Raw genomic sequence first — 22,510 nt, forward strand, 5'->3', positions numbered from 1 at the left:
TTTATGCCCTGTCACTTATTTTTTATTTCATGTTAGCGATCTGCCGATCTAAAGCTTTTTGATACGTGGTTTTAATTTTTTCCACTTCATATTTGTCTAGTCCCTTTACGAAGGCATCCCATTCTGACATCGGCTTATCACCAAATATAAATTTAGTAGTTTCAGTGGTCCAGTATTTCCAGATCTGGTCGTTAGCCGGACCGATGGCGGCTCCCTCTTCCGTTGTCAGCATGGGCAGATCGCTGGAAACCGGCAGGCGGTATTTAGGAGCTTGTAGGTAAGCGAGTTGTTCCTTTTCTTTCACCAGCGCCATCCATGCGTCAAAATCGAACCATCCATAGGTACCCGCGGTTTGAATACCGGAGATTACCCGTAAATCACTGGCTTCTTTGTAATTCGCATTAAACTTCCGCTTACCGCCTTCCACTGTATAGGTTTCTCCTTCTTTCCCCCAGCTCTGAATGTCTCTTCCTTCCTTAGAGAAGATGTAATCTAGATAACGTAAAGATGCGTCCAAATTTTTTGTTGTGGAAGCTACGGCTAATCCGTATATCTCAGCTCCGCCTTTAGGCAAATAAGGCTGGGTTCCGGCACCAACAGGAGGGGCCATAAACTTGAGGTTTCCTTCTGTGAGCTGATTATTCATGATTTCGATCTGACCGATAAACTGTATCGTAATGAACGACTTGTTCGTTGAGATGAACTGTGTCCAAGCCTTATAGTCCATCGTCAGCCAATCCGGAGGCATCAAGCCTTCTTTAACAAATTTGTTCAGCATCTCTACCATCGTTTTGGCAGCCGGGTCTTGCAAGCCAAATTTCATTTGGGTTGGATCTTTAGGGTCCCGGTGAAGTTCGGGATATAACCCGAAAGAGGGTCCGATGTAATTTAATGTGGCTAATCCATGACGGACAACGAAGGGATAACTATCCGGATAAAGCTGTTTGAGCTTTTTTGCCGTCGTATATAACTCATCCCACGTCTTTGGTTCCGCGAGATTATTTTTCTTGAATATATCTTCCCTGTAGAACCATACCGCTTGATTGCCTTCACCCGCACCATCGTTGATGATACTCAGGATTTCGCCTGTCGGGGTAGTCACCCTCGCCTTCACATCCGGCTTACTATCCAAGTAGGCTTTCACATTCGGTATTTTATCCATGTGTTTGGACAGATCAAGAAAAGCTCCTTGCGGACCGAATTTCTGCACTTCTTCAGGGAAGACAGACAGAATGTCGGGCATACTTCCTGATGACACCGCAAGTGCCAGTGACTCAGGTCCTGTAGCCAGAACTTGCTCAACCGTAATGTTCGTCTCTTCCTTGACCCATTTCCACACATCCCAGTCTTTTTTAGCAGGCCATCCCGTATTATTTTCTGTATATATCTTAATCGTAGCTTCTTCAGGAAGTGTTGGAGCGGAACTAGCTGTCGTGTTGGGTTGAATAGAATTAGAAGGACTTGAAGATGTTTCGACTGTGTCTTTCGAACAAGCAGTAGCCATCAGAACCATAAGCGTACATGTAATCAATGAATATTTAGCCTTTTTCACACACATCCCACCTTTTTCTCATTATTTAATAGGCTTATCATACGTAATGTTCGGATGCCCGTACATAAGCTGTTATCACCAAAACCTAAACTTTCTTCGAAATCTTTAATTAATACCATGTTTCAGTAAAAAAGCTAAGAGCAGTAACTAAAAAACGATGGGAGGTTGGGGAAAGGAACCCCTCAAACCTGCCATCGCCTGGATATCAACCGGTGTTATCTGAGTGAGAAACCCGACTTCTCCGGTAATCATTTGGTGTGAGACCTGTATATTTCTTGAACATTCGATTGAATGAGGTTATATTACGGTACCCCACAGTCTCCGCTACTTCTAGGATCTTCAATTGACTTTCCACCAGAAGAACAGTCGCTTCGCGGATCCGTACCTCATTGATGTACTCGACCATATTGATTCCCGTTTTTTCCTTGAAATAGGTTGATAAATAACCGCTGCTGATATTCAGCTTTTCGGCCAATGTGTCCAAATAGATTTCATCGGCTAAATTTTCATTTATATATTCCATCACGAAGGAGGTTATCCCATCCTTCTTTTCTTTCTTCTCCTGGATCACTTCGGAGATCTTCTTCAGCCATTGAAGGAGCAGGATCTCCAGTTCCTTCGTTGTTACACATTCACGTATCTTTTCTTCCGAGTTCTCCAGAATCTCGTTTAACGTTCTTGGACTTATGATGTCGGAAGGAGTGGCTTGACGGATTCTGTCCACCACAGCATCGGCGAAACGCATCCAGGCCGCAGCCGAGACAGCTTGACTGCTCCATTTCGCAAAAAAACGCTCCATTAAAAGCATTAAATCTTCGAGGTTCCCCTCTTTCATATTAGCTTGAAACGCTTTATCCTGCTCCTTCGTGAATCCGCAGACAACCGGTCTAACAGAAAAAGAATCCACAATCTCCGTTTCGTCGATCAGCCTGCGGTTTCCGATCCGCTCATGGACTTGTTTATAAGCTTCAGGAACCTGATTGAAATGATTGAATTTCGAGGTCATTGCGATAGTAATGGTACCACTGTCCAAGTCATGATCGAATACTGACTTCATGTTGGAGAGTAAATCTTGTAAATCCTCCACTTCATCGATAAATACCATACTCAGAATTTGATTATGTTCAATCTGGATCGTCAAAGCTTCCTGGAAAGTCCGGTTCAATTTCACTTCAATGAACACCTTTATGTAATACAGCCAGCTCTGAAAGGAACCGTGCACCCAGGATGCATGTTTCTTTTCTAAGACATGAAAGAGAAGAAACACGAAGGATTTATCAGAAAATTTGAGTTTTGCAATATCGCTCTCATGACTCCTGATATCTTTCAAATAATTAAAAAAGGCCCATTGCTTCAGGATTTTGTCCTTGTCGTTAAGCTGGCCGCTGATCATTTCGAACTCAGGGATTTTCGAACGGTAAGGCTTATCATCGTTCGTACTCCGCATGGAATGAATCAGCTTTTTTAACGGATTATTGATTCGGGCCGCTAAGAAAAAGGATATAAGGATACTAAAGAAGATCACTGCCACAATGACCGCGACCATCGTAAAGTTGAGCCGCGTCTGAGAGGTCAGCTGTTCCACGGGAAGCCGGTGGATATAGGTCATCCCGCTGCCTGTTCCAGTGGTGTAGAAATGATATTTATGATCCAGTATGAAGTCATTTCCCCCATGTTGCTTCAGATTGTTCAGAGGAATAAAAGGATCCGATGATGAACGCTTAAACATCGTCTCTCCCATTGCATTATAAATGATGAGATCCTCTTCGATGGTCTGGTGGAATGCTTCATACATTTTACCGGCATCCAGAAACACGGCCATGTAAAAATCCTGATTATTATTGATTTTAAAAATGATTGGTATATACTCGCCAAGCTCACCTTTCCGATCCGGAAAAGAGTTGCTGAAAAAAGATTCGGCTGGAAAAACCCGGTTCGAGTAAGCGCCTTCAAATTGTTGGTTCCAAAATTCGATTGGATATTTGTTGCTTCTCATAAATACGTTAAACATGGTATCGGGTATCGTACTCGTACCCTTCTCCAGCACAAAGTTATGTTGTCTGGAATAAAAAATGATGTTATCGATATATAAATAGGGATTTGTCACCCAGGATTGAATATCTTTGATGACCTCGGGGTAGGTGGAATAGTGAGGTTCCCGCTGCAAACGTTGAACAGGTTCACTGTAATAGAACAGCACCATTTGCTTTTTGATCATTTCCAAATGGTTCTCATAGTTTTCCATCGTATTGTGCAGCATGAGTGTATTGTATTTGACGATTTCTTGCCTGATATTATCTTTGGACACTGAAACGGCATAGTAGGTCAAGGAAGCCAGAAGTACAATAATACATAGAAATCCCGCTACCAGCTGCAGAAATAAAGAGTCTAATTTCAATCGGATGTAGCGCAGTCGCTCTATCTTCTTCATTATACCCCCGTCCTTCTTGCAGGCTCCCGGATAAGCTCCGCTCATCCCGGTGCAGAGCATTCAGATTCACACTTATACTCATACTAAGTAGTGTCATACAACATGTCAAATAGCAAATTTGATGGTTATGCGATCACATGGAGTCTGGATAGACCCACTTCTCCCAACATTTCTTTTCCTTGTACAAACCGTTCTAACTCACGAATAACATAATTGCCGACTCTGAACAGCCCGTTGTTTGTTGCTCCAGCAATATGTGGGATTAACGTAACATTAGCCAGCGAACGGAATGGATGACTCCTATCCGGCGGCTCAGGCTGAGTCACATCCAGGCAAGCCCACAATCGCCCTTTCTGTAATTCCGTCACAAGAGCATCCTCATCAATCAGCGATCCTCTGGCTGTATTTATTAATATTGCATTATCCTTCATCAATTTCAAAGTCCGTTCGTTCAACATATGATGGGTTTCTGGTATGGAGGGCGCATGGATTGAGACAACATCTGATTCCATAAGAAGCTGCTCCAGTTCGACCTTTACAGCCCCCATTCCGGTAATTTTCTCTTCGGAAACAAATGGATCGTATACCAAAACTGTGACGTCAAACGGTTTCAGCAAGCGGATAAAATGAGCTCCCGACATTCCTGCACCTATGACCCCAATAGTGACCTCATAGAGCTCACGTACATGTTCGCGCTGCTTTTCCCACTCACCCTCCCGGGTATTGCGGGCAAGCTGCCATATATTTTTGAGCGACACGATGGTTAGACCCAGCGTTGTTTCCGCTACTCCCTGCGCTAAAGCGTCGTTCGCACTGCAGACGCGGATTCCCATTGAGATTACAGCTGGACTCAGAATAGGTTTGACCGTACCCGCCGCGTGAGCGATCAATTTTAATTCAGGGCAACGACAAAGAATTTCTGCATCAAGCGGGGGACATCCCCAAGAAGTAATCGCGATATCTGCCCCTGCAAGCAGTTCCGCAACTTCTTCTTTAGTTGGAACGCCCTTATTAGGGTTAATACGCAAGTTGCCGAGCTGTCGCAGTTGTCCCAATTGATTCTTATTGAATACCCGCTCGGTATAATCTATACCTTGAACCATAACTATATCCAGCATTTTCATTTGACCCTCTCCCCGGCTTGATTAGGTTCTCCTTTATTCGCAAGCCATTGATCCAAAAATAAATAGGCCAGCATCCGTATCTCCTTAGGAAAGTCATGCCCGCCTGCTCCAATGAATGACTGGAAGTTGTCGTCTTTCCCTAACCTGCGGTAGAGCTTCTTAAGTTCCTGATTACCCTCCCCAATGGACTTCCAATGAGGGAAGATATGATCATCCTGACCTGCATAGCTGAAAAAAGGTGTAGGTGCGCATAAAGCGATAATTTCATGAAAATCAAATGGAACCTGATCCTGTTTTAAATCTGCGGAAATCTTAGGAATATGGGTGTAGGGGTAACTCCGATGGGTCCAATGCTCAGGGTTAGGGTCACCGGTAAAAGGACTAAAACCGCAGCTGGATACAACAGCCTGAATTCGATCATCTGCACCGGCAAGAAAATAAGCATTGTATGCGCCAAATGAATGTCCAATGGCCCCGATCGCATTTGGATTAACATCTTCCAGTGAGCATAACACATCAATACCCTGCCTATGATCTGTAATATTCTTGGCTACAGTTGACCATCCCGGATGCTGCCCGTAAAAAAGCTCACTGTTAAATGCCGCATGGCCCGGATAAATTCGTTCACCGGCAGTCAGCGCATCAGGCGCAAGCACCACATATCCACGTTCAACCAGCTCGATTGCATACTTACGGTTCTTTCTCCCTGCAGAAAGGGCAATATCATCTTTTCCTTGCTCAATTGTAGGATGCATGGCAATAACTGCTGGAAACCTACGTCCAGGCGTATGATTGCCTTCATTTCCATTTGGAATTAGCAGGTAAGCGGTAACTTTGTCTCCGTAGACTGTATCGTATTGAACATGAAACCGGTCATGACCCTGACTTTTACTTTGGGAGTTGATTTTCAATCGTACGGGTACACTTGCAGGAAGCCCGCCGATGTAATCCAACCAGGTCTTCCGGATTTCTGTGAGCTTCTCTACCCACTGCTCATAGCTTTCTATTCCTTTTAACAGCGGGGGAATCCCCGACTTGTTAATCTGCGATAATTTATAGGCCATGGTTGCTCCCCCCACAAGCTGTTAGGCTATACCCTTTATTGATCCAGCCATTCTTTAAGATGTGTCCTGACAAAATCATCGTCGTTCAGCTGCGGATATTCTTGATAGACCCGATCAATTTCGTCAGCTTGCCCGGGAGACAGTTCTTCCTGTGGATTCAGGCACCATGTCCCCTCCATCAGTCCTTGTCTGCGCAGCACCTCGTGAATGCCGGGAATACAGCCTGCGAAATGATGGGCGGGATCAAAGAATGCAGCGTTGGTATCCGTCACTTGCACGCTTCGCGTCAGCCATTCCCTGGAGATACTTTCGTTCCCCCTCTGCTGCTTGATCTCCTCCAACAGCTCAACCGCTTTCCTTGTCCATACCGCCCAGTGGCCGAGCAATCCGCCAACGATCCTTTTTTCCACAGGGGAACCGTCTATCATAAAACGATACGATGTCAGTAAGTCCGCCACAATATTATCGTCATTTCCCGTATATAAAGCGATTTCATCCCGGCGTCTGGAACTGCATACAGCCCTAACCACATCAAGGGTCTGGTAGCGGTTAAACGGAGCCATCTTGATGGCGACCACATTCGGGATTTCTGCGAACGATTTCCAGAAGTAGTAGGTAAAGGTTCTTCCGCCTACGGATGGCTGCATATAAAAACCGATCACCGGAATAACCGCCGCTACCCTTTCCGTTCGCTTCAGCAGGTCTGTTTCGCTCCAATTGTCGAGTCCACCCATGCTCAAGAGACCGGCGTCATAGCCGATCGAGGCAGCGGTTTCTGCTTCATCCAGCACCTGCCCGGCAGGTCCGCACAATCCAGCCACCTTGATGAAGGGACGCGCCAGCCGTGCCCGATCGACCTCTTCCGCCGCCAACCGCAATACCGGCTCATACAGATTAATCTGTTTGTCCCGAATTTCAAACTGGGTGGAGTGGACTCCAACGGCAATACCTCCCGCACCGGAGGCGACATAATAACGCGTCAACGCCCGTTGGTGGCGTTCATCCAACCTGCGCTGTTCGTTCAATGCCAGCGGGTGAGCCGGAATGACAAGACCCTCATGGAGCGCTCTGCTCAATTCAGGTGACAGAGGTTTGGCACTCATCTAAAAATTCCCCTTTCTTTCCTGAAAATGAGTAGGTTTATTCCAGGTCTTTCCCCCATGCAGGATCCAATCTGCCGTCCAATCGATCATTTGTAGAAGGGAAACCCGCGGATATCCAAACAATTGGTGGGACTTGGAGGCATTGCTAAGCAAAGCCGTATCCGATTCCGTTCCTTCAAACACCGGCGTTTTCCCGAGCCGCTTGCCCATCTCCTCAGCAGCCCAGCGGATGGACATTGTTTCCGGCCCGGTGATATTCACGATGTTCGGCGGATGCTTACAGACGGTCAAACATCGCAGCGCCATCTCGTTGGCGTCTCCCTGCCAGATGACATTGGCATGCCCCATCGCCAGATGGACCGGATGCCCTTCGTAGACCGACCTCGCGATCTCCAATAATACCCCGTAGCGCATATCAATAGCATAATTCAGCCGGTAAATCACCATCGGAATACCATATTTATGGGAGAAATGTTCAAATACACGCTCACGCCCCAAACACGACTGCGCGTATTCTCCCTTCGGCTCAGGCATGACCGATTCCGTCACCCCTCCGAGCCCGACAGTAGAAAAAGGATACACATTGCCTGATGAAAAGACAACAATACGTGAGTTTCTAAACTTCTCGGCCACTCTGCCGGGCAAATAAGAATTCATAGCCCACGTGAAATGCTCATTTCCTGTGGTGCCGAATTTATTGCCGGCCATATAAATGATGTTTCGCACTTCCGGCAAACTTTGCAGATCGCCTTCGTTCGAGAGGTCGCAGGAAATGGTTTCAACACCCGCCTCCTCCAGTTCGCGTCTGGACTCATCATCCGAAAACCGGGATACACCGATCACCCGTTTACGGATTCCCGCCCTATGAATCGCATGAACAGCCAGCCTCGCAAGGCTAGGCCCCATCTTGCCGCCGACGCCGAGCAGCATAATATCTCCATCCAATACGGATAACTCGGCAATAAGCTTTTCCGAGGGCTCCGCCAGTTGTGCTTCCAATTCCGCTATTGTGTTCATGTTCTTGGTCTCCTTCTTTTGGTCCAGGTTCCGGGTAGGATCAAATTCATTATAGCCGCTGTTTTTATTTAAAGACAGGACTTTAAATCGTCTTTAAATAACATAATAAAAGGGGATGTCCTATATTGATCAGGACTTCCCCTCTATAAAATCATTTATGAACTTCCCCAGTAAATATAGCCAACCTATAAATCTGTCTAGGTCGTCCCTTCGGCACTTTTTCCATCCCGGCAATCTCCACAAGTCCGCCTTCCACCCATTGCAAAAGCAATCTGTGCATGCTTCGAATCGTGATGTCCAATATATTCGCCAATTCATGCACTTTATAATCGGTTTTTCCGGTCCTTGCAAACTGATTCATCAGCTTGCTCAAATAAGCCGACGTCATCCCCGCTTGCTCGGCTTTACGGATTACATCCATATCCGTCATGGCCAGCGCTTGCTCTACAGAGTCAGCCATTTCGAGCGGGCCGATAATGGAAAGGTCTTCCCGCAAAATAAAGCAGGCATTTCCTCCTGCCTCCTTGGACTTGCGCAAGGCGCTTCTTGCAAGTGTCCCCGCTTCGTTAGCCGAACGTCCGAAGCCGATCCCCATGCTTAAGGTCAGCCCCCATCTCTTGTTCGCGTTGCGGGCCAATGGAATGGACTTATAGCCGCCGGTTTCCCGCTCAAAGATACCCCGGGTCGTAAAAAACAAATATTCGTCCCCACCCATATGCGTCAAGTATCCGTCCAAGGATTCCACATAATCGAGAAGTGTGCGGTGAATATCCAATTTAAATTTTTGGATTTCATGCTCGGTCGAATGTTGTTGAACAGATTTACCGAAATTATCGACATTCACCATACCTACTACAATCTGCGATTCTTTGCTTTTCCGCGTCTCTGTCGACAGAAGGGCTCTTTCCAAGGTAACTGTAATATTTTGGTCTGTCGGAATGACCCATTCATTCGGAACACCCAGGTCCGTTAGTGCTAACGAAACAGACTCTTCCGCCGTTAACGCTGCATGACTGTGACCATTCTCGTAATGCTCCCTGTGAAACCGGATCAACTCTTCCCTTAAAGCATAAGGGGAGCCGTCGAAATAAACAGCGGTCACGGAAGTCTCTTCGATTTCTTTCAACGCATTCTCCACCATGGGTTTGCTTATCGTATCTATGGTCAATTGGATCGGTTTATTCAGTCCGTGCCGGTTTTTTAACCGGTACAAGGCCCGGAACAACCCCGTATCCGTAAGGGGCACATAATGGATAGGCACATTCAAGCGCGTCTCTTCCCTTACTCTCCGGTAAGGCATGGGTCCGGACAGGATCAACACCTCGACTTCAGCTGCAACTGTCTCTGCTAATCCGGGCGCTTCATCTTCCATCTGGTATACTTTCGGTATCGGATAAAAAGAGGGAAAGTTCTGAATCACCTTCAGCATTTTTTTAACCAGCGCATCCGGACCGATGATTCCGATTGGAATCCCTTTAACCGGGTTCTTCTTATAGTTGGGCATAGGTACATCCCTTTCGAGATTTATCATCGCCCAAAGTATATCATACCGCACTATAAGGCTTCTAGTTGCCGCTGATTCAAGTATAAACAATGTCAGTTCCAGAAGTAGTCCATTTTCTTAAAGGAAACATCCCATAGTTTTTCATTGCCTTCAATTGTTATCTTAAGCTCCTTTATCTTTTGAAAAGGAATTTCGAAAACGTCTGGTTGATGCATCTGATATTGTGCAGAAGTGGATAATACCTCATTCCCATCGGCGGAAATCGTGATCTCACCCTCGAAATCCGCTTCATCGGGAATACCATAGTTCCCGTAAAGCACAATTTCTTCATCCTCAAAATGATAGGTGTAGGTTTCAACTTCCTTCCCTTCACTACTGTATACGTTGAGTTGGGGGGTTATTTGTTGGCCACCTATCTGGAAACTGTGTTTCCCTGCTCCCCATGCAGTGTTTTTGGTGTGATCTTCCAGCTCATTTAAGGCCACAAGCGGACCTTCTGCTTTGGTGAACGCTTTCTCCAGGAGCTCACAAAAACCCCATATCGCCAGTAATAGAAGTACACTGGAGATGCCTGTAACAAAAAATTTCCTCCAGGTATTTTTGGCATGAGATCCGATTGTATAGGCACCATATCCGGCTGCAGCACCTAATGTGTTCTGAATGGCGTCATTAATATCAAAGCTGCCCAGGAAAGTTACCATTTGGATGAGCTCGATCACAATAATGGACAAGAAGAACAAGGTTATAAATCGAACAAAACCGGTTCGATACAGCATGGGTATTAAAATACCAAAAGGTATAAACGCTGCAAAATTCCCAAAACCGACTACATCCATCAGACTAAAATGCAGAAGGTCTGACATGCTCGGAAAGTAATAAAATTCATTTGGAATGATGATAAACGTGTAGTCTGTAATCCGTGCTGATGTTTCTATTCTACCGAAAGCCAGAAACAAAAAATACAAAATAAAAAGGGTATACAGTATTGTAATTGTCATGATCACTTTACGTTGTTTCGTTTCCATCAATGAGATCTCCTTAAAATTCCAAATAGCACTAACTGCGCTCGTCGATCAATTGCTCTAGAAAACCTGCAAACGACGGGGCATACACATAGATCAGTCCGTTCATCAGGTCATAACACATAATCTTGAACTCGCCCTCTTCATCTCTGGATGATGTATCAAAATAATAAAGCTCATCCGAGTAGGGGACAAACAGATCCAGCCTGTGAGGATACTGCTTCCGCCACTCCTCATCAGCCAGATTCAGCCGATGTATGTATAGAATATCACTATCGGCATAATCCCTCATGTCTGGAGGAGCTAGGGAGAGAATCTCCGCACCGTTAAGCCGTGCATTTCCGTAGTTCTTGAGCCACCAGCGATAGGAAGGCGGCAGACTGAATCCCAGCTCCGCTTCTGCCTGAGCCATCCACTCCTCTTGCGCACCGTGACCGGGGTACCATTTCAAGGCTGCTGTTTTGTCCAATTTATCTGCTATTTGCTCATACATAGTTATGTATCCCTTCCCTTCCATTTCATTTGGTTGATTACATTGCATTTCGAATATCATAATCCTGAATATCGATATCCAGCTCCATGCCCATGGCCAGCTTGGCCAGCTGGCTTCCAATAAAGGGACCCATCGTCAATCCGGATGCTCCTAGTCCATTGGCTACGATAAGGCTATTCCAGCCGGGAACATTGCCCATCACCGGAAGAAACCCGGGGGTAAACGGACGAAAGCCCACTCTAATTTCCTGAAAAGTGCTGTTTGCCAATCCGGGAGCCCATTCCAAGCCTTTATTCAGAATCTCCTGCATCCCGCCAGCTGTTATTCTTGTGTCGTAGCCTTCGATTTCATTTTCATGTGTTGCGCCGATAACGATTCGCTGATGATCAAAAGCGAGCAAATATTGGTCAGACGGCGGCATAACTACAGGCCAGCTTCCCGTATCTTCCCGGTCCGGAACCTGAACATGCATAATTTGCGCTTTTTGAAAATGGACCTTAAAGTCAATCCCCAATGGCAGCAGCAGTTGGTTGGCCCAAGCACCCGCGCATACAATGACCCCGTCGGCAGTGAAGCTTGTGTCCTCGACAGTGATTCCGGTTACCCGGTTCGCCTGACATTGGAGCTTGGCATCCCCTTGGATGACCACAGCCCCATTTCGCTGTGCGGACCGGAGTAAGGCATCCCGCAGCGCACGGCCATCTATCCGGGCGGCGCCGCTGATATGTATAGAAGGATAATCTTCTGCTAACAGCGGAAAACGCGATTGGGTTTCTTGTACATCCAGCCGGGTAATTTCACCGATTTCCGGTGCCTCCGCTTTGCGCAGGTGAGCCCGTTCCTCCAGCTTGCCGAGCTTCTCCAATTCAGAATGGATACTTAGGGCACCGACTTGGGCATAACCTGTTTCGGTTTCGCCCTCCCGCTCTAGTTCTTCAATTAATCCCGGATAAAAAGCTGCACCTGCTCTTGCCAGCCGGTACCAGGCCTGATTGCGCCGCTGAGAGAGCCAGGGGCAAATGATGCCGGCAGCAGCATCCGTAGCCTGGCCTTTATCCTGACGGTCGACAAGAACAACCTCCGCCCCCTGTTTGGCCAATTGATAGGCTGTTGATGTGCCTAGAATTCCGGCCCCAATGACGATGACTTTCTTCATGGTATTGCGTCTCCTCTGCTGCGGATATTGATTGACGTTGATCCTTAAAGTTGTAGACGGGTTTATATTGATTTTCATTATAACTATTAGGAGATATTCGATCAAACCTTATCATTTGCACGAATGTTGTAGGATAAGGGAGTAAGCTGATTTCAAGAAAAACATTTAAAGGAGGTTAGTAACATGTCAATAGTCACGAAAGGGGCAACAATCCCTATATTTCCTTGCAGCTCCATAGACGAGCAGTTGGATTTCTACCAAGCCTTAGGTTTTGAAATTACTTACCGGCAAGCCAAACCAAATCTTTACGCCTGTGTCCGTCACCGTATTGCGGAATTACACTTTTTTGTGCTCAAAAAATTGGAACCCGCAAACTCCTACAGCATGTGCTATATAAGTGTTCCAGACGTGGATGCTGTGTATAAGGAGTTGTGCGGGAATCTAAAAAGAACTTATAACAGGGTTCCTTCCAAAGGGTTTCCCAGGATCACCAAACTTAATAATCTAGCCGAGGATCGAAGATTCAACCTCATCGACCCTGCCGGCAATCGATTGTTAATTGGACAAAAGCATACCGTAGCCGAACCAGCCGCACATGACTCATCCGTTGTAATACCTCCGTCAAGATTTGCCAATGCCTTTGAAACTGCATACCGATTGGCCTATGCCAAAGATGCGCCCGCTGACGCAGCGAAAGTCCTTGACCTTGTGTTCTCGAAAAATGAAGAAGCGGCTTCAATACTCCAGTACAAGGCTTTTGTCTTACGTGCCGATATCGCATCATCCATGGACGAGATCGAACTTATGCGAAGTTTCATTCAACAAGCAGACCATTTATCATTGACTGGTTCGGAGCTTGAAGAAGCGATGGAAGCAACCGAAAGATTAAATGAACTCAAAACGATGTTAGGGTAAATGGGTTAGAGTTCAATAATCGTGGTAGCTATATTGCTGCAGAACTCACGATCATGTTCAACAAAAAGTATCGTCGGCGAGTATTCAAGCAGCAGCTCTTCAATTTGCATGCGGGATATTACATCAATAAAGTTAAGCGGTTCATCCCATATCAGCAAATGTACTTGCTCAGAAAGGCTTTTGGCGATCAGCACTTTTTTCTTCTGCCCGCCGCTATACGCGGACATATCCTTCTCGAACTGGACTCTGGAGAAATCCAGTTTTCTTAGGATGGCTTTAAACAGGCTTTCATCTATCCCGTTGCTTCTGGCGTATTCCGTTAAAGTCCCTCGCAAATGTGAGGTATCCTGTGAAACATAAGAGATCTGGAGCTGGCTCCCCTTTCGGAAAGTGCCCGTATAGTGGATATCCTCGCCGCAAATGAGCCTGATAATGCTGGATTTCCCGGAACCGTTAATACCTGAGAGCGCAATGCGTTCCCCCTGCTCTATGGTAAAGCCGATATCCTGGCAAACTAGCTTCTCACCGTAGTAAATGGAGACATGTTCAAGCTCAACAAGCTGTTTTTTGGGATAGGCAAGCTGTGATATTTTTAAGCTGTCAGAGCTTTCAATATTTTTAAGCAGCCTGCTCTTTTCATCCATAGCCGATTGCTGGCGCTGTTCCATAGCTTTGGAGCGTTTCATCATTTTAGCGGCCTTGTGGCCAATATACCCTTTATCAACCTTCGAACCGGAGTTTCTAGTGCCATTTTTTGTTTTCTCCACTTCGTGTGACCAGCTGCCCGTTCGTTTTGCCGCATCCGATAGGCGTTTAATGTCTTTTCTAAGCTTGTCGTTCTCTGCAAGCTCAAAGCTGTCTTGTCTTCTTTTGTTTTCCCACCACTCGGAGAAATTGCCCTTTTGAATCTCAACGTTGGTCTTATTGATGGAAAGAATGTGATCTACACAGTTATCCAGAAAGGCTCTGTCGTGTGACACCAGAATAAATCCACTTTTAGTCTTGAGATAATCACTGACCAGTTGTCTTGCATTCAGGTCAAGATGATTGGTGGGTTCATCAATTAAGAGAAAGCGATTGTCCTTCAGAAATAAGGCGGCAAGCAGCACTTTCGTCTGCTCTCCGTTTGACAAGGTATCAAAAGGCCGATAAAGCACGTCCTCTGTCACCTGGAGCAGAGAAAACTCCCGCATGAGTTCCCAGTGAAGGTAATCAGGGGTAATCTCGTTGATTACATCAAGGGTAATATCACTTTTATTCTCCACATGAAAAGGGAAATACTCAAAATCGACAGAGGCAGTTATCTTGCCGCTGAATTCATGTTTCCCCAGCAGCAGACTTAGGAAAGTTGTCTTGCCTCTGCCGTTCCTCCCTGTAAATCCCAACCTCCAATCGGTATCGATTTGAAAGCTGATCTCTTCAAAGATGTTATCGTAACTGTCCTCGTAGGCAAACGTAAGGTTGGAAACGTTGATTAATGACATGTAATGATCCTCCTGTGCGAAAAATATAAAAGCTGCAAGAAAGTTACTTTCTTGCAGCTCAAATAGATACAGCTAACCTAACCCGGCACCCCGGGCTAGAGAAGGATCTGTTATTCGAGTGAAAAGAAGCAGTAACTTTCTTGCATATAAAGAATAAAACATACGAAACCCAGGGTTCGCTTACAATGTTTTATCAGGTTTATATGTTCAGCAAGAAAGCCTACATTATACTTTTCAACTCCCATCATGAAATTAAACCTATCTTATCATGCTCCTATCCTGATCTCAACAATGACTACAGAAATAGGTATAAAAAAGTTTGTAACCCGTAATTATATACCATATAATGGTAAAAGGACTCGGATACCACAATCGATCCCTAATCTGTCAGTGAGGTGATTGGACTGTGAGAATTATTCACAAGAATGCTGCCCTTTGGAAGACGATGAAAGTAGCTGTTGCCCTATTTATTGTGGGGGTATTTCCGCAACCTGCCTTTGCCGAAACCCAAAGCGCTGCTGCCGCAGGATTCACGGAGAATCTGAACAGCTATAACAGCAGTATGTGGTACAAGTCCGATGGATGGGACAATGGAGACGACTTCGGAGCCTTCTGGAAGCAGGACCATGTCGAGTTTAACTCGGGCATCATGGCGCTCAGGCTGGACAATGCCGGCTGCCCCGGCAGCTGTGAAGGCAAATCTTTCGCCTCGGGTGAATATGCAACCCACGATACTTATGGATACGGCCGCGTAGAAGGAAGGTTGAAAGTGGCGAAGGGCACGGGACTCGTGACCTCCTTATTCACGTATGCGAACCGGGAGACGAATCCTCAGCTGCCGGAACGTAATGACGAGATTGATATTGAAATTCTGGGGAAAGATACGACCAAACTTGAAATGAATTATTATACAAACGGAGTCGGTTCTCATGAAACCGTGATTGATCTGGGCTTCGATGCTGCTGCGGGTTACCATACTTATGCGTTTGAATGGTCGCCATCGGCCATTAAATGGTACGTCGACGGCAATCTGGTGCATACGGAGAATGGTTCACGTGGCGAGCTCCCCTCCCGGCCGGGGCAAATTATGGTCAATCTGTGGCCTGGGGCCGGCGATAATGTTGGCTGGACAGGTCAGTTCAATTATACAGGGACGCCTGTAAAAGCGTATTACGACTGGATAAAATTCACGCCCTCCTCCTAAAAGGGGCAATACAGCCCCACTTTCGTACCGTGTAATCAAAGGTGTCTTCAGAGGAACGACCGCCGGCATTTGCCTGGAAGTCGTTCCTCTTTTGCCATAATTCATTTTTTACCGGTCCCGGTTCACCATATAGTTCATTAAATGCTTCAGGAAAGCGGTATTTCGAGGCAGACTATCCAAGGTTTCCATAGCCTGGCAGTAGTGTTCCCACATCGCTTTTCTGGCCCCTTCCCGGCCAAGGATGGATACAAACGTCGAATTGTTGTTCAGGTCATCCTGACCGGTGGGCTTGCCGAGGAGAATCACATCGCCTTCAGAATCAAGCAAATCATCTTTAATCTGAAAAGCAATGCCTGCATGATAGGCAAACTGCTTCAGTGAAGCGATCTCTTGTCCATTCACCCGGGCGAGAATGGCAGGCATAACCAATGAGGCTTCAAAGGCAACTCCAGTCTTATAAAAACAAATCATATTCAATTCATTCAGTGTCAATGCTTTCCCTTTGGCCTGCAAATCCATCGCCTGCCCCATACAGGTATCTTCAGCTTTTTGGGCGGAATACTGCATTAAGGCAAGCACGGTTTTGGCATCAAAGCTCTCCAGGGAAGCCTGCTCTTCAATCGCTTTTTGAATCAGAAACAGACCGGTCAACTCCGCCGTAGCGCTATTATGAACCTGATGCAGGGTGGGACGGCCTCTGCGCGTGGACGCATTATCCTGGGAAGGCAGATCATCGAAGATTAGGGATGCCGTATGCATATATTCCAATGATTTCAGAAGCGGCACGATGGCCGAGGGTTCCAATCCATATTCATTTACACCCATGACCCAGGTTAATATGGGCCGAATCCGCTTTCCATCCCCTTTAAGGCTATAATTGGCTGCGTCTATCAGCGTTTCTTTCATGGCCGGAATTCCGTCCGGTTTGGCGATCTGCAGCTGATCGTTAATCTGCTGGCGCACCGTTTTAACTGTGGCGAGAAATTCTTCCTTTTCCTTCGCGTCGTTCTTAAGCATGGTAACCATATGGTCGCGCAGCAGCTTGTCGAAGAAATCCACATCGTCCGCTTTCCGAACCATCCATTCCATAAGTCGGCTGAATTCGGTATGCCCGGAAGCAAATATCCCCATAAGCTCATGATATTTCTCCGTACCGAGGCGTTCTTTGCAGCGCTTCAGACCGTTGATGGCACGATCCAGAATGACCTCTGTCGTCTTGGCGTCGGATTGATAGACCTGGTGGATCAAATAGGAGATGACCGTCCAGTATAATTCAAAAGGATTAATCAGATCTGTACGCTGGTCACGGTACTGTAAATAATAGGTATAGGGAGTGACGGTTCCCTCACTTAGATCGTCAAACATATCGGCAAAATCATCGGCCAGTTGATTATATATGCCATAAAAGAAGGTACGCCGATCAAAGCCCTCATCCCGGGGAGCACTGATGACTGAACGGACAATTAACCGCGAAGAAGATGATTTCAGAATGACAGGGAGATAGAGCTCTTCGTTGCTGTAATGGGCATGGGCCAGATTTTTTTTACGGTCCATATCCTGGGCATGAAAAAACACATAGGACTGCTCGAAGAACATTCCCTTGGTATCGGGCTGCTGATAATCTTTAATATATTCAAAAGCCTCCCGGAGCTCCGCATGGATGTATTGAATCATTTCCTGATTGTCTCCCGACCATTCTCCCAGTTCAGGAACAGTCCCGGTAAGCAGTGCGGTGCGTATCATTTGTGAATATTGTTCTTTCTCCCCGGCGTTCAAGACTCCCGAATCAAGCAAATCGTCAATATACGGGTAGGTGAGGCCATAAGAATAACCATGCCTGATCGCTTCATCCAGTCTTTGGGCACGTTCCGCAGGCAGAGCAGAGTCGCCCATCTCCTCAATCGCATGCAGTACTACACCAACAATAATCTTGATCAATTTACGCTGGGCATGTTCGGCGTTCATTTGCTCCGGGATATTGGACGAGACGCCCTTAAGCTTGTCGATGACCCAAATGACGGCAGATTCGATGTGTTCCTTTTGAGCCCACCGGTATAGTCCGGCCAAGCTCATGTATTCAGGCTGTTTCCCCCCAGATACTTTCGTCGAACGGGTTAAGAATCTTTTAACATCGGTCACTACAGACTGAATCCGTTGCCGGGTGTCAGACGAACCGAGCGTTTTGCCGAGATCTCTCATGTAAATATAGGAAATGCTTCGATCCAAATAATCATCCAGCTTACCTGTGTAATTCAGCCAGTCTATATATCTGTGATAATCTCTGGAATCCGGTTTTTTCTTGCCCTGCGATAAAAAGGACAACCATGCAAAACGGTGCACATGGTTTCTTTTCCATCCCTGAAGATCTTTGATCAAGGCAGGTGCATAAGATTGTTCCTTAACCTGCGTTGCCAGGTCGGCGAAATACTGAGCTGCCTTCTGCTCGGCTTGACGGTACCAGGTGTCGGCATGATTGGTGAATTCTTCATTCATAGGATGGATGACCTCAACTTCTATTAGTGTTTAACATGGTTCCACACGGCTGAGCATAAAGAGAAATTCTGTTCCCGCTTCATGCGCCGGATCATGTTCATAGCTTTATACGGGAAAGAAGCGATTGGGTTACGGTTCCGGAGTGAAGAACCAAAAAACAGCCATTCTCCAAAAGACTGGGGAGTGACTGTTTTAAGTAGAAACCTTATTTCTTCTCTGGCAGCTCTACAGCTTGTGTATCCATTATGGGGGTATCATACTTCAGAACCTTCAGAGTTAGAGGCTGAGGATAATCCTGGGCTTCTTCACCAAAATTGTAGGGGATTTCGTCCGTCGCGGCACCGCTTTTATTCGTGATGGTATAACCGCCGGAGTGCCTGCTTTCTTGTCGTTTATGAATTTGTCCTTTGGCATCGATAAAGCTGTCGTCCACTTCAGTTCTATGGATTAACCATTGCGCATTTCCTATCTCCTTGCGGAACAAAATATCTCCCGCTCCTATCCCCTTTTCTTGCCCGGCAATAACAAGACCGTTCTCCGGTGATTCCAGAATTTCTCTCTTGTTAAGATCGATGACGATCTGCATTTGCGCTTTATCCGAAGCCGAGATTCCGAAGGCTTTCAGCGAGAGTGAGTTTAGCGGATTGTATTCGCTGGCTTTGAACACAAGTGTAGCTTTGGTTTTGTCCCGCTCCCCCACGGAATTATAAGTATAGATCTTGCCGGGGTAATACAGCTTTCCGATAGTCTCCGCTCTTTTGTTGATCAGGACGGGATTAATCAATTCGGAAATATATTTGGAATTGGCTGGATCATACTCCAGGTCCACATAGGTGCTAATAGGAGTATACAGCACTTGATGGACATTGATATGTTGCCCGCCTAAGGTAAGTGTGCGGTCCGGATAAAAAGTATGCTTCTGATCTTCAAACATTAGCGGGTCCAGCTCAAACCCAATATCCAGGCTCGTCCGGTACTTATTGCTGCTCGAAGCGAGCGCCTCTGGCGAGGTGCCGGTAAGAATGACTTGAAATTTCATCTCTTTGGTATAGGAAACCGCAGGATCGAGATTGGCATAGTATACATAATAGGAGGTTTGGCCTGCAGGGATTTCGTAATCCCGCCCAATGATGTCCAGCCACGCGCCTATAGAAGGTACTTCAAATGCTCCGTTATCCAGTGTGGCATCCGCACGGCTTACCTCTTGATCCGTATTATTGCGGATGCTATGCAGGACAAACACTTTTCGTCCGTCCGTAACTGCACCCAGCACTTCAACCTCAAGCCCGTTCTTTTCCACACTTTTGTAAACAGGTTGGATGAGGTTCCGGTCCAGTGCAGTGACAAATGACGGGTCTTTAATGGATGGCGTTCGGAATAACTCAGAATCGCTCCAGTTCTGTGATGCCTTTTCCCCTGTCATTTCCCGGGTTATTCCGGGCTCCTGGACAACCCCTTCTTGCGCCACATTCGATATCGGAGTTTCGAGGAGTGAGAATGTGAGCAGCACTGCTGCTGCCGCGGCCACAGCTCCCCCCAGGCCATAGGAATAACGGCGACGCTTCTCACGCCGCTTCCCTTGCTCAATCCCTTCTTTCATGGCATTGTAGATTTTCATTTCCTGCAATGATTCAGCTTGCTGCTGCACTTCCTGGGCATTCTGACGCAGCATGTGCTCTTCCTTTTCGGTCATAACTAATCCCTCCTGATCTCTACAGAGTGTTCCTTAACTGTCTCAGGCCTTCCCGCAGCCAGGTTTTGATGGTACCTTCGGGTTTTTCCAGCACTTTGGCGATCTGGGCAATGGTCATGTCCTGATAGTATTTCAGAATCACAGCATGCCGGTATTTCGGCTTCATTCGCTCCATCGCCCGTTCCAGATCAATCCGTTCATGGCTTTTCATTTCCTGTACCATCCCCTCCGCCAGCTGCTCTGCCGGAATTACACGCTTTTTGCGTCGGAGTTCATCGATGCAGCAGTTGATGGTAATGCGGATCAGCCAGGTGGTAAAATACTGCTTTTCCTTCAGCTTTTTGCGCTTCATCCAGGCGCGGCAGGACGCCTCCTGCACCACCTCCAGGGCGTCGGCTTCCGTCCGCAGGTAACTGAAGGCAATCGCGTACATTTTGCGGTGTTCGACATACAGACGTTCAAAAAACTCTTCTTCTTCCATTGCAATCCCCACCATTCACCGCTTCCTCTCTTTATTCGTGCCGGTATTCGGAGGAAGTCTTCTATATTCAAAGTTCTCTATGTAAAGACGCCCGTGAGAAGAAAAACGATTGATTTTGGAGAAAATAAGCTTATTCGTAATATTTACATATAGTTCTTCCTTCGCTATAATGGGTAAGCATTGCCTAAATCGTAATTAATACTATTAACACTTACATAAGTGTCAAGGAGGAAACCTCGTGTCATTCATTAAATCCCTCAAAGCCGTACCCTTACTGCTGGTGCTGTTGCTTGCAGCCTGTACTTCACAGGAGCCTGCTTCGCCCGATTCCACAGTAACACATAATAGTGAAGAAAAAAGCATCACTCTATTGTTCAACGTGCAGAGCAACAGCATAGATCCCCATACGGATGTGAATTATACTGCTGTCCGTGCCGGAATCGCCGAGACACTGCTCACCATCGGCAATGATCTGAAGCTGCAGCCGGCCGTGGCCGAATCCTGGAGCAGCGAAGACGGGCAAAACTGGATATTTAATATCCGCAAGGGTCTCACCTTTCAGAATGGCAAATCCGTAGATGCGGCAGCTGTACAAGCTTCTCTGGAACGGGCACAGCAGCTGAATCCCTCCGTCAAGAACTCCCTGCACATCCGGGAGATGAAGTCGGCCGGGCAGGTGCTGACGATCGTGACGGAACAACCTTTCCCGCAGCTCCCCTCCGATCTGGTACATCCGAATACTGCAATACTCGCCGCAGAATCTACGGAGGAGGCGCCTATTGGGACAGGCCCATTCATGCTGGCCTCCTTTAAGCCCGGCAGCGAACTTAATGTAGAGCGCAACAGCCAATACTGGGGCGGGACCGTGAAGCTGGCCAAGGCTAAATTCTCCTTTAATGAGGATGCAAATGCCCGCCTGCTTGCGATCCAGGCCAAGAGTGCTGACATTGTCTATCGCCCGCCGATTGAAAGCTTTGACCAGCTTAAGGCGGACGCTTCGCTTACACTGGACTCCCTGACAGGACTGCGTGCCCATCAGCTTCTATATAATATGAACAATGCGGAGCTTGGGCAAGAAGAGGTCCGTAAAGCGTTTGATGCATTAATTGACCGGGAAGCCATTGTGAGCAGCATCATGACCGGTCAAGCTACCGCTGCAGCAGGACCTTTCCTGGCGGAAGCCCCTTTTTCACCCGAATATACGCCCAAAACCTTTGATCTGGAAGTCGCCCGGCAGTTCTTCAGAACGGCGGGGTATGATGTCGATAACGGTCTTGTATCCAAGGGGGGCAAACCTCTAACCTTCCGTCTTCTTACGTACCAATCCAGAGCGGAGCTTCCGCTGATCTCTCAGCTGATTCAGGCCAATGCCAAGGAGCTGGGCATCACGGTGGACATTCGTCTAGTGGATAACATCGATGAATATCTGGCTGCGAATGATGACTGGGATCTGGCGACTTACAGTAATATCACTGCACCCCGCGGAGACGCCAGCTATTTCCTGAATGCCGCGTACACTTCGGAAGGCGCTCTTAATTATGGTTATGTTCGGCAGCCGGAGCTGGAGGCCTTAATCGAACAGCTTAATACTGCCATAGCGGAAGATGAGCGGAATAACCTTGCTCAACAAGCTGTTGCTTATATTGATGAGCACAGACTGAACTCCTTTATCATTCATCCGAATAACTTTGTTGTGTACAGCAGTCATGTCAAGAACTGGGTGACCAGCAAAAGCGAATACTATTTATTGACCAAAGATTTGGACATTGAATAA

The 22,510-nt window shown here is 46.8% G+C and carries 17 protein-coding genes; 3 read left to right on the forward strand and 14 right to left on the reverse strand.

Translation table 11 applies throughout. From position 1 onward, the window contains the following. Nucleotides 1–22: 22 nt before the first annotated feature. The 10 genes from IEY53_RS01830 to IEY53_RS01875 all read right to left on the reverse strand — a co-directional run bounded on the left by IEY53_RS01830 (nucleotide 23) and on the right by IEY53_RS01875 (nucleotide 12,466). Nucleotides 23–1,552: an extracellular solute-binding protein gene (locus IEY53_RS01830; RefSeq protein ID WP_189021911.1), complete on the reverse strand. Its 1,530-nt coding sequence runs from the start codon at nucleotides 1,550–1,552 to the stop codon at nucleotides 23–25. Between the two features lie 205 nt (nucleotides 1,553–1,757). Further along, nucleotides 1,758–3,983: a helix-turn-helix domain-containing protein gene (locus IEY53_RS01835; protein WP_189021912.1), complete on the reverse strand. Its 2,226-nt coding sequence runs from the start codon at nucleotides 3,981–3,983 to the stop codon at nucleotides 1,758–1,760. Nucleotides 3,984–4,108: 125 nt separating this feature from the next. After that, nucleotides 4,109–5,107: a hydroxyacid dehydrogenase gene (locus IEY53_RS01840; protein ID WP_189021913.1), complete on the reverse strand. Its 999-nt coding sequence runs from the start codon at nucleotides 5,105–5,107 to the stop codon at nucleotides 4,109–4,111. Then, entirely contained in the window at nucleotides 5,104–6,060 is a 957-nt protein-coding gene (locus IEY53_RS01845) for an alpha/beta hydrolase family protein (protein WP_189021914.1), read from the reverse strand. Before IEY53_RS01845 ends, IEY53_RS01840 begins: the two co-directional genes overlap by 4 nt. Nucleotides 6,061–6,206: 146 nt before the next feature. Further along, a complete protein-coding gene (locus tag IEY53_RS01850; protein WP_189021915.1) occupies nucleotides 6,207–7,274 on the reverse strand; it encodes a dihydrodipicolinate synthase family protein in 1,068 nt (355 codons plus the stop codon). Then, nucleotides 7,275–8,291 (reverse strand): NAD-dependent epimerase/dehydratase family protein, encoded by a 1,017-nt coding sequence (locus IEY53_RS01855; RefSeq protein WP_189021916.1) that lies wholly within the window; start codon nucleotides 8,289–8,291, stop codon nucleotides 7,275–7,277. Between the two features lie 151 nt (nucleotides 8,292–8,442). After that, nucleotides 8,443–9,795, reverse strand: a complete 1,353-nt coding sequence (locus tag IEY53_RS01860) for a GGDEF domain-containing protein (RefSeq protein ID WP_189021917.1) — start codon at nucleotides 9,793–9,795, stop codon at nucleotides 8,443–8,445. 92 nt (nucleotides 9,796–9,887) lie between these two features. After that, the gene (locus IEY53_RS01865) at nucleotides 9,888–10,820 is read right to left on the reverse strand and encodes a VanZ family protein (RefSeq protein ID WP_189021918.1); all 933 of its coding nucleotides are present in this window, start codon (nucleotides 10,818–10,820) and stop codon (nucleotides 9,888–9,890) included. 31 nt (nucleotides 10,821–10,851) lie between these two features. Further along, nucleotides 10,852–11,310, reverse strand: a complete 459-nt coding sequence (locus IEY53_RS01870) for an SMI1/KNR4 family protein (protein ID WP_189021919.1) — start codon at nucleotides 11,308–11,310, stop codon at nucleotides 10,852–10,854. Between the two features lie 37 nt (nucleotides 11,311–11,347). After that, nucleotides 11,348–12,466, reverse strand: a complete 1,119-nt coding sequence (locus IEY53_RS01875; RefSeq protein ID WP_189021920.1) for an NAD(P)/FAD-dependent oxidoreductase — start codon at nucleotides 12,464–12,466, stop codon at nucleotides 11,348–11,350. Nucleotides 12,467–12,649: 183 nt separating this feature from the next. On the opposite strand from IEY53_RS01875, the gene IEY53_RS01880 reads away from it, so the two are divergent. Next, nucleotides 12,650–13,381: a bleomycin resistance protein gene (locus tag IEY53_RS01880; RefSeq protein ID WP_189021921.1), complete on the forward strand. Its 732-nt coding sequence runs from the start codon at nucleotides 12,650–12,652 to the stop codon at nucleotides 13,379–13,381. 5 nt (nucleotides 13,382–13,386) lie between these two features. Here the strand turns inward: IEY53_RS01880 and IEY53_RS01885 are convergent, their stop codons facing one another. After that, nucleotides 13,387–14,865 carry an Lsa family ABC-F type ribosomal protection protein gene (locus tag IEY53_RS01885; protein ID WP_189021922.1) on the reverse strand — a complete coding sequence of 493 codons (1,479 nt, stop codon included), beginning with the start codon at nucleotides 14,863–14,865 and terminating at the stop codon, nucleotides 13,387–13,389. A 406-nt stretch (nucleotides 14,866–15,271) separates the two neighbouring features. On the opposite strand from IEY53_RS01885, the gene bglS reads away from it, so the two are divergent. Then, nucleotides 15,272–16,069 (forward strand): beta-glucanase, encoded by a 798-nt coding sequence (gene bglS, locus IEY53_RS01890; RefSeq protein WP_229695916.1) that lies wholly within the window; start codon nucleotides 15,272–15,274, stop codon nucleotides 16,067–16,069. A gap of 108 nt (nucleotides 16,070–16,177) precedes the next feature. On the opposite strand, the gene IEY53_RS01895 is transcribed toward bglS, so the two are convergent. The 3 genes from IEY53_RS01895 to IEY53_RS01905 form a co-directional block, all read right to left on the reverse strand. Beyond that, nucleotides 16,178–18,562 (reverse strand): polyprenyl synthetase family protein, encoded by a 2,385-nt coding sequence (locus IEY53_RS01895; RefSeq protein ID WP_189021923.1) that lies wholly within the window; start codon nucleotides 18,560–18,562, stop codon nucleotides 16,178–16,180. Nucleotides 18,563–18,767: 205 nt separating this feature from the next. Continuing rightward, entirely contained in the window at nucleotides 18,768–20,255 is a 1,488-nt protein-coding gene (locus tag IEY53_RS01900) for a DUF4179 domain-containing protein (protein ID WP_189021924.1), read from the reverse strand. 19 nt (nucleotides 20,256–20,274) lie between these two features. Further along, nucleotides 20,275–20,736 carry a sigma-70 family RNA polymerase sigma factor gene (locus IEY53_RS01905; RefSeq protein WP_229695917.1) on the reverse strand — a complete coding sequence of 154 codons (462 nt, stop codon included), beginning with the start codon at nucleotides 20,734–20,736 and terminating at the stop codon, nucleotides 20,275–20,277. Between the two features lie 238 nt (nucleotides 20,737–20,974). Between IEY53_RS01905 and nikA the strand changes: the two genes are divergently transcribed. Then, nucleotides 20,975–22,510, forward strand: coding sequence for a nickel ABC transporter substrate-binding protein (nikA, locus tag IEY53_RS01910; RefSeq protein WP_189021926.1), 1,536 nt, complete (start codon nucleotides 20,975–20,977; stop codon nucleotides 22,508–22,510).

The organism is Paenibacillus albidus (assembly GCF_014644435.1).
In the GTDB taxonomy this organism is placed as follows: Bacteria; Bacillota; Bacilli; order Paenibacillales; family Paenibacillaceae; genus Paenibacillus_AQ; species Paenibacillus_AQ albidus.

Excerpts from the sequence above, each read along its gene's own strand:
- IEY53_RS01835 (WP_189021912.1), bottom strand. The coding sequence starts at position 3,983 with ATGAAGAAGATAGAGCGACTGCGCTACATCCGATTGAAATTAGACTCT.
- IEY53_RS01840 (WP_189021913.1), bottom strand. The coding sequence starts at position 5,107 with ATGAAAATGCTGGATATAGTTATGGTTCAAGGTATAGATTATACCGAG.
- IEY53_RS01850 (WP_189021915.1), bottom strand. The coding sequence starts at position 7,274 with ATGAGTGCCAAACCTCTGTCACCTGAATTGAGCAGAGCGCTCCATGAG.
- IEY53_RS01855 (WP_189021916.1), bottom strand. The coding sequence starts at position 8,291 with ATGAACACAATAGCGGAATTGGAAGCACAACTGGCGGAGCCCTCGGAA.
- IEY53_RS01860 (WP_189021917.1), bottom strand. The coding sequence starts at position 9,795 with ATGCCCAACTATAAGAAGAACCCGGTTAAAGGGATTCCAATCGGAATC.
- IEY53_RS01865 (WP_189021918.1), bottom strand. The coding sequence starts at position 10,820 with ATGGAAACGAAACAACGTAAAGTGATCATGACAATTACAATACTGTAT.
- IEY53_RS01870 (WP_189021919.1), bottom strand. The coding sequence starts at position 11,310 with ATGTATGAGCAAATAGCAGATAAATTGGACAAAACAGCAGCCTTGAAA.
- IEY53_RS01875 (WP_189021920.1), bottom strand. The coding sequence starts at position 12,466 with ATGAAGAAAGTCATCGTCATTGGGGCCGGAATTCTAGGCACATCAACA.
- IEY53_RS01880 (WP_189021921.1), top strand. The coding sequence starts at position 12,650 with ATGTCAATAGTCACGAAAGGGGCAACAATCCCTATATTTCCTTGCAGC.
- IEY53_RS01885 (WP_189021922.1), bottom strand. The coding sequence starts at position 14,865 with ATGTCATTAATCAACGTTTCCAACCTTACGTTTGCCTACGAGGACAGT.
- IEY53_RS01895 (WP_189021923.1), bottom strand. The coding sequence starts at position 18,562 with ATGAATGAAGAATTCACCAATCATGCCGACACCTGGTACCGTCAAGCC.
- IEY53_RS01900 (WP_189021924.1), bottom strand. The coding sequence starts at position 20,255 with ATGACCGAAAAGGAAGAGCACATGCTGCGTCAGAATGCCCAGGAAGTG.
- IEY53_RS01905 (WP_229695917.1), bottom strand. The coding sequence starts at position 20,736 with ATGGAAGAAGAAGAGTTTTTTGAACGTCTGTATGTCGAACACCGCAAA.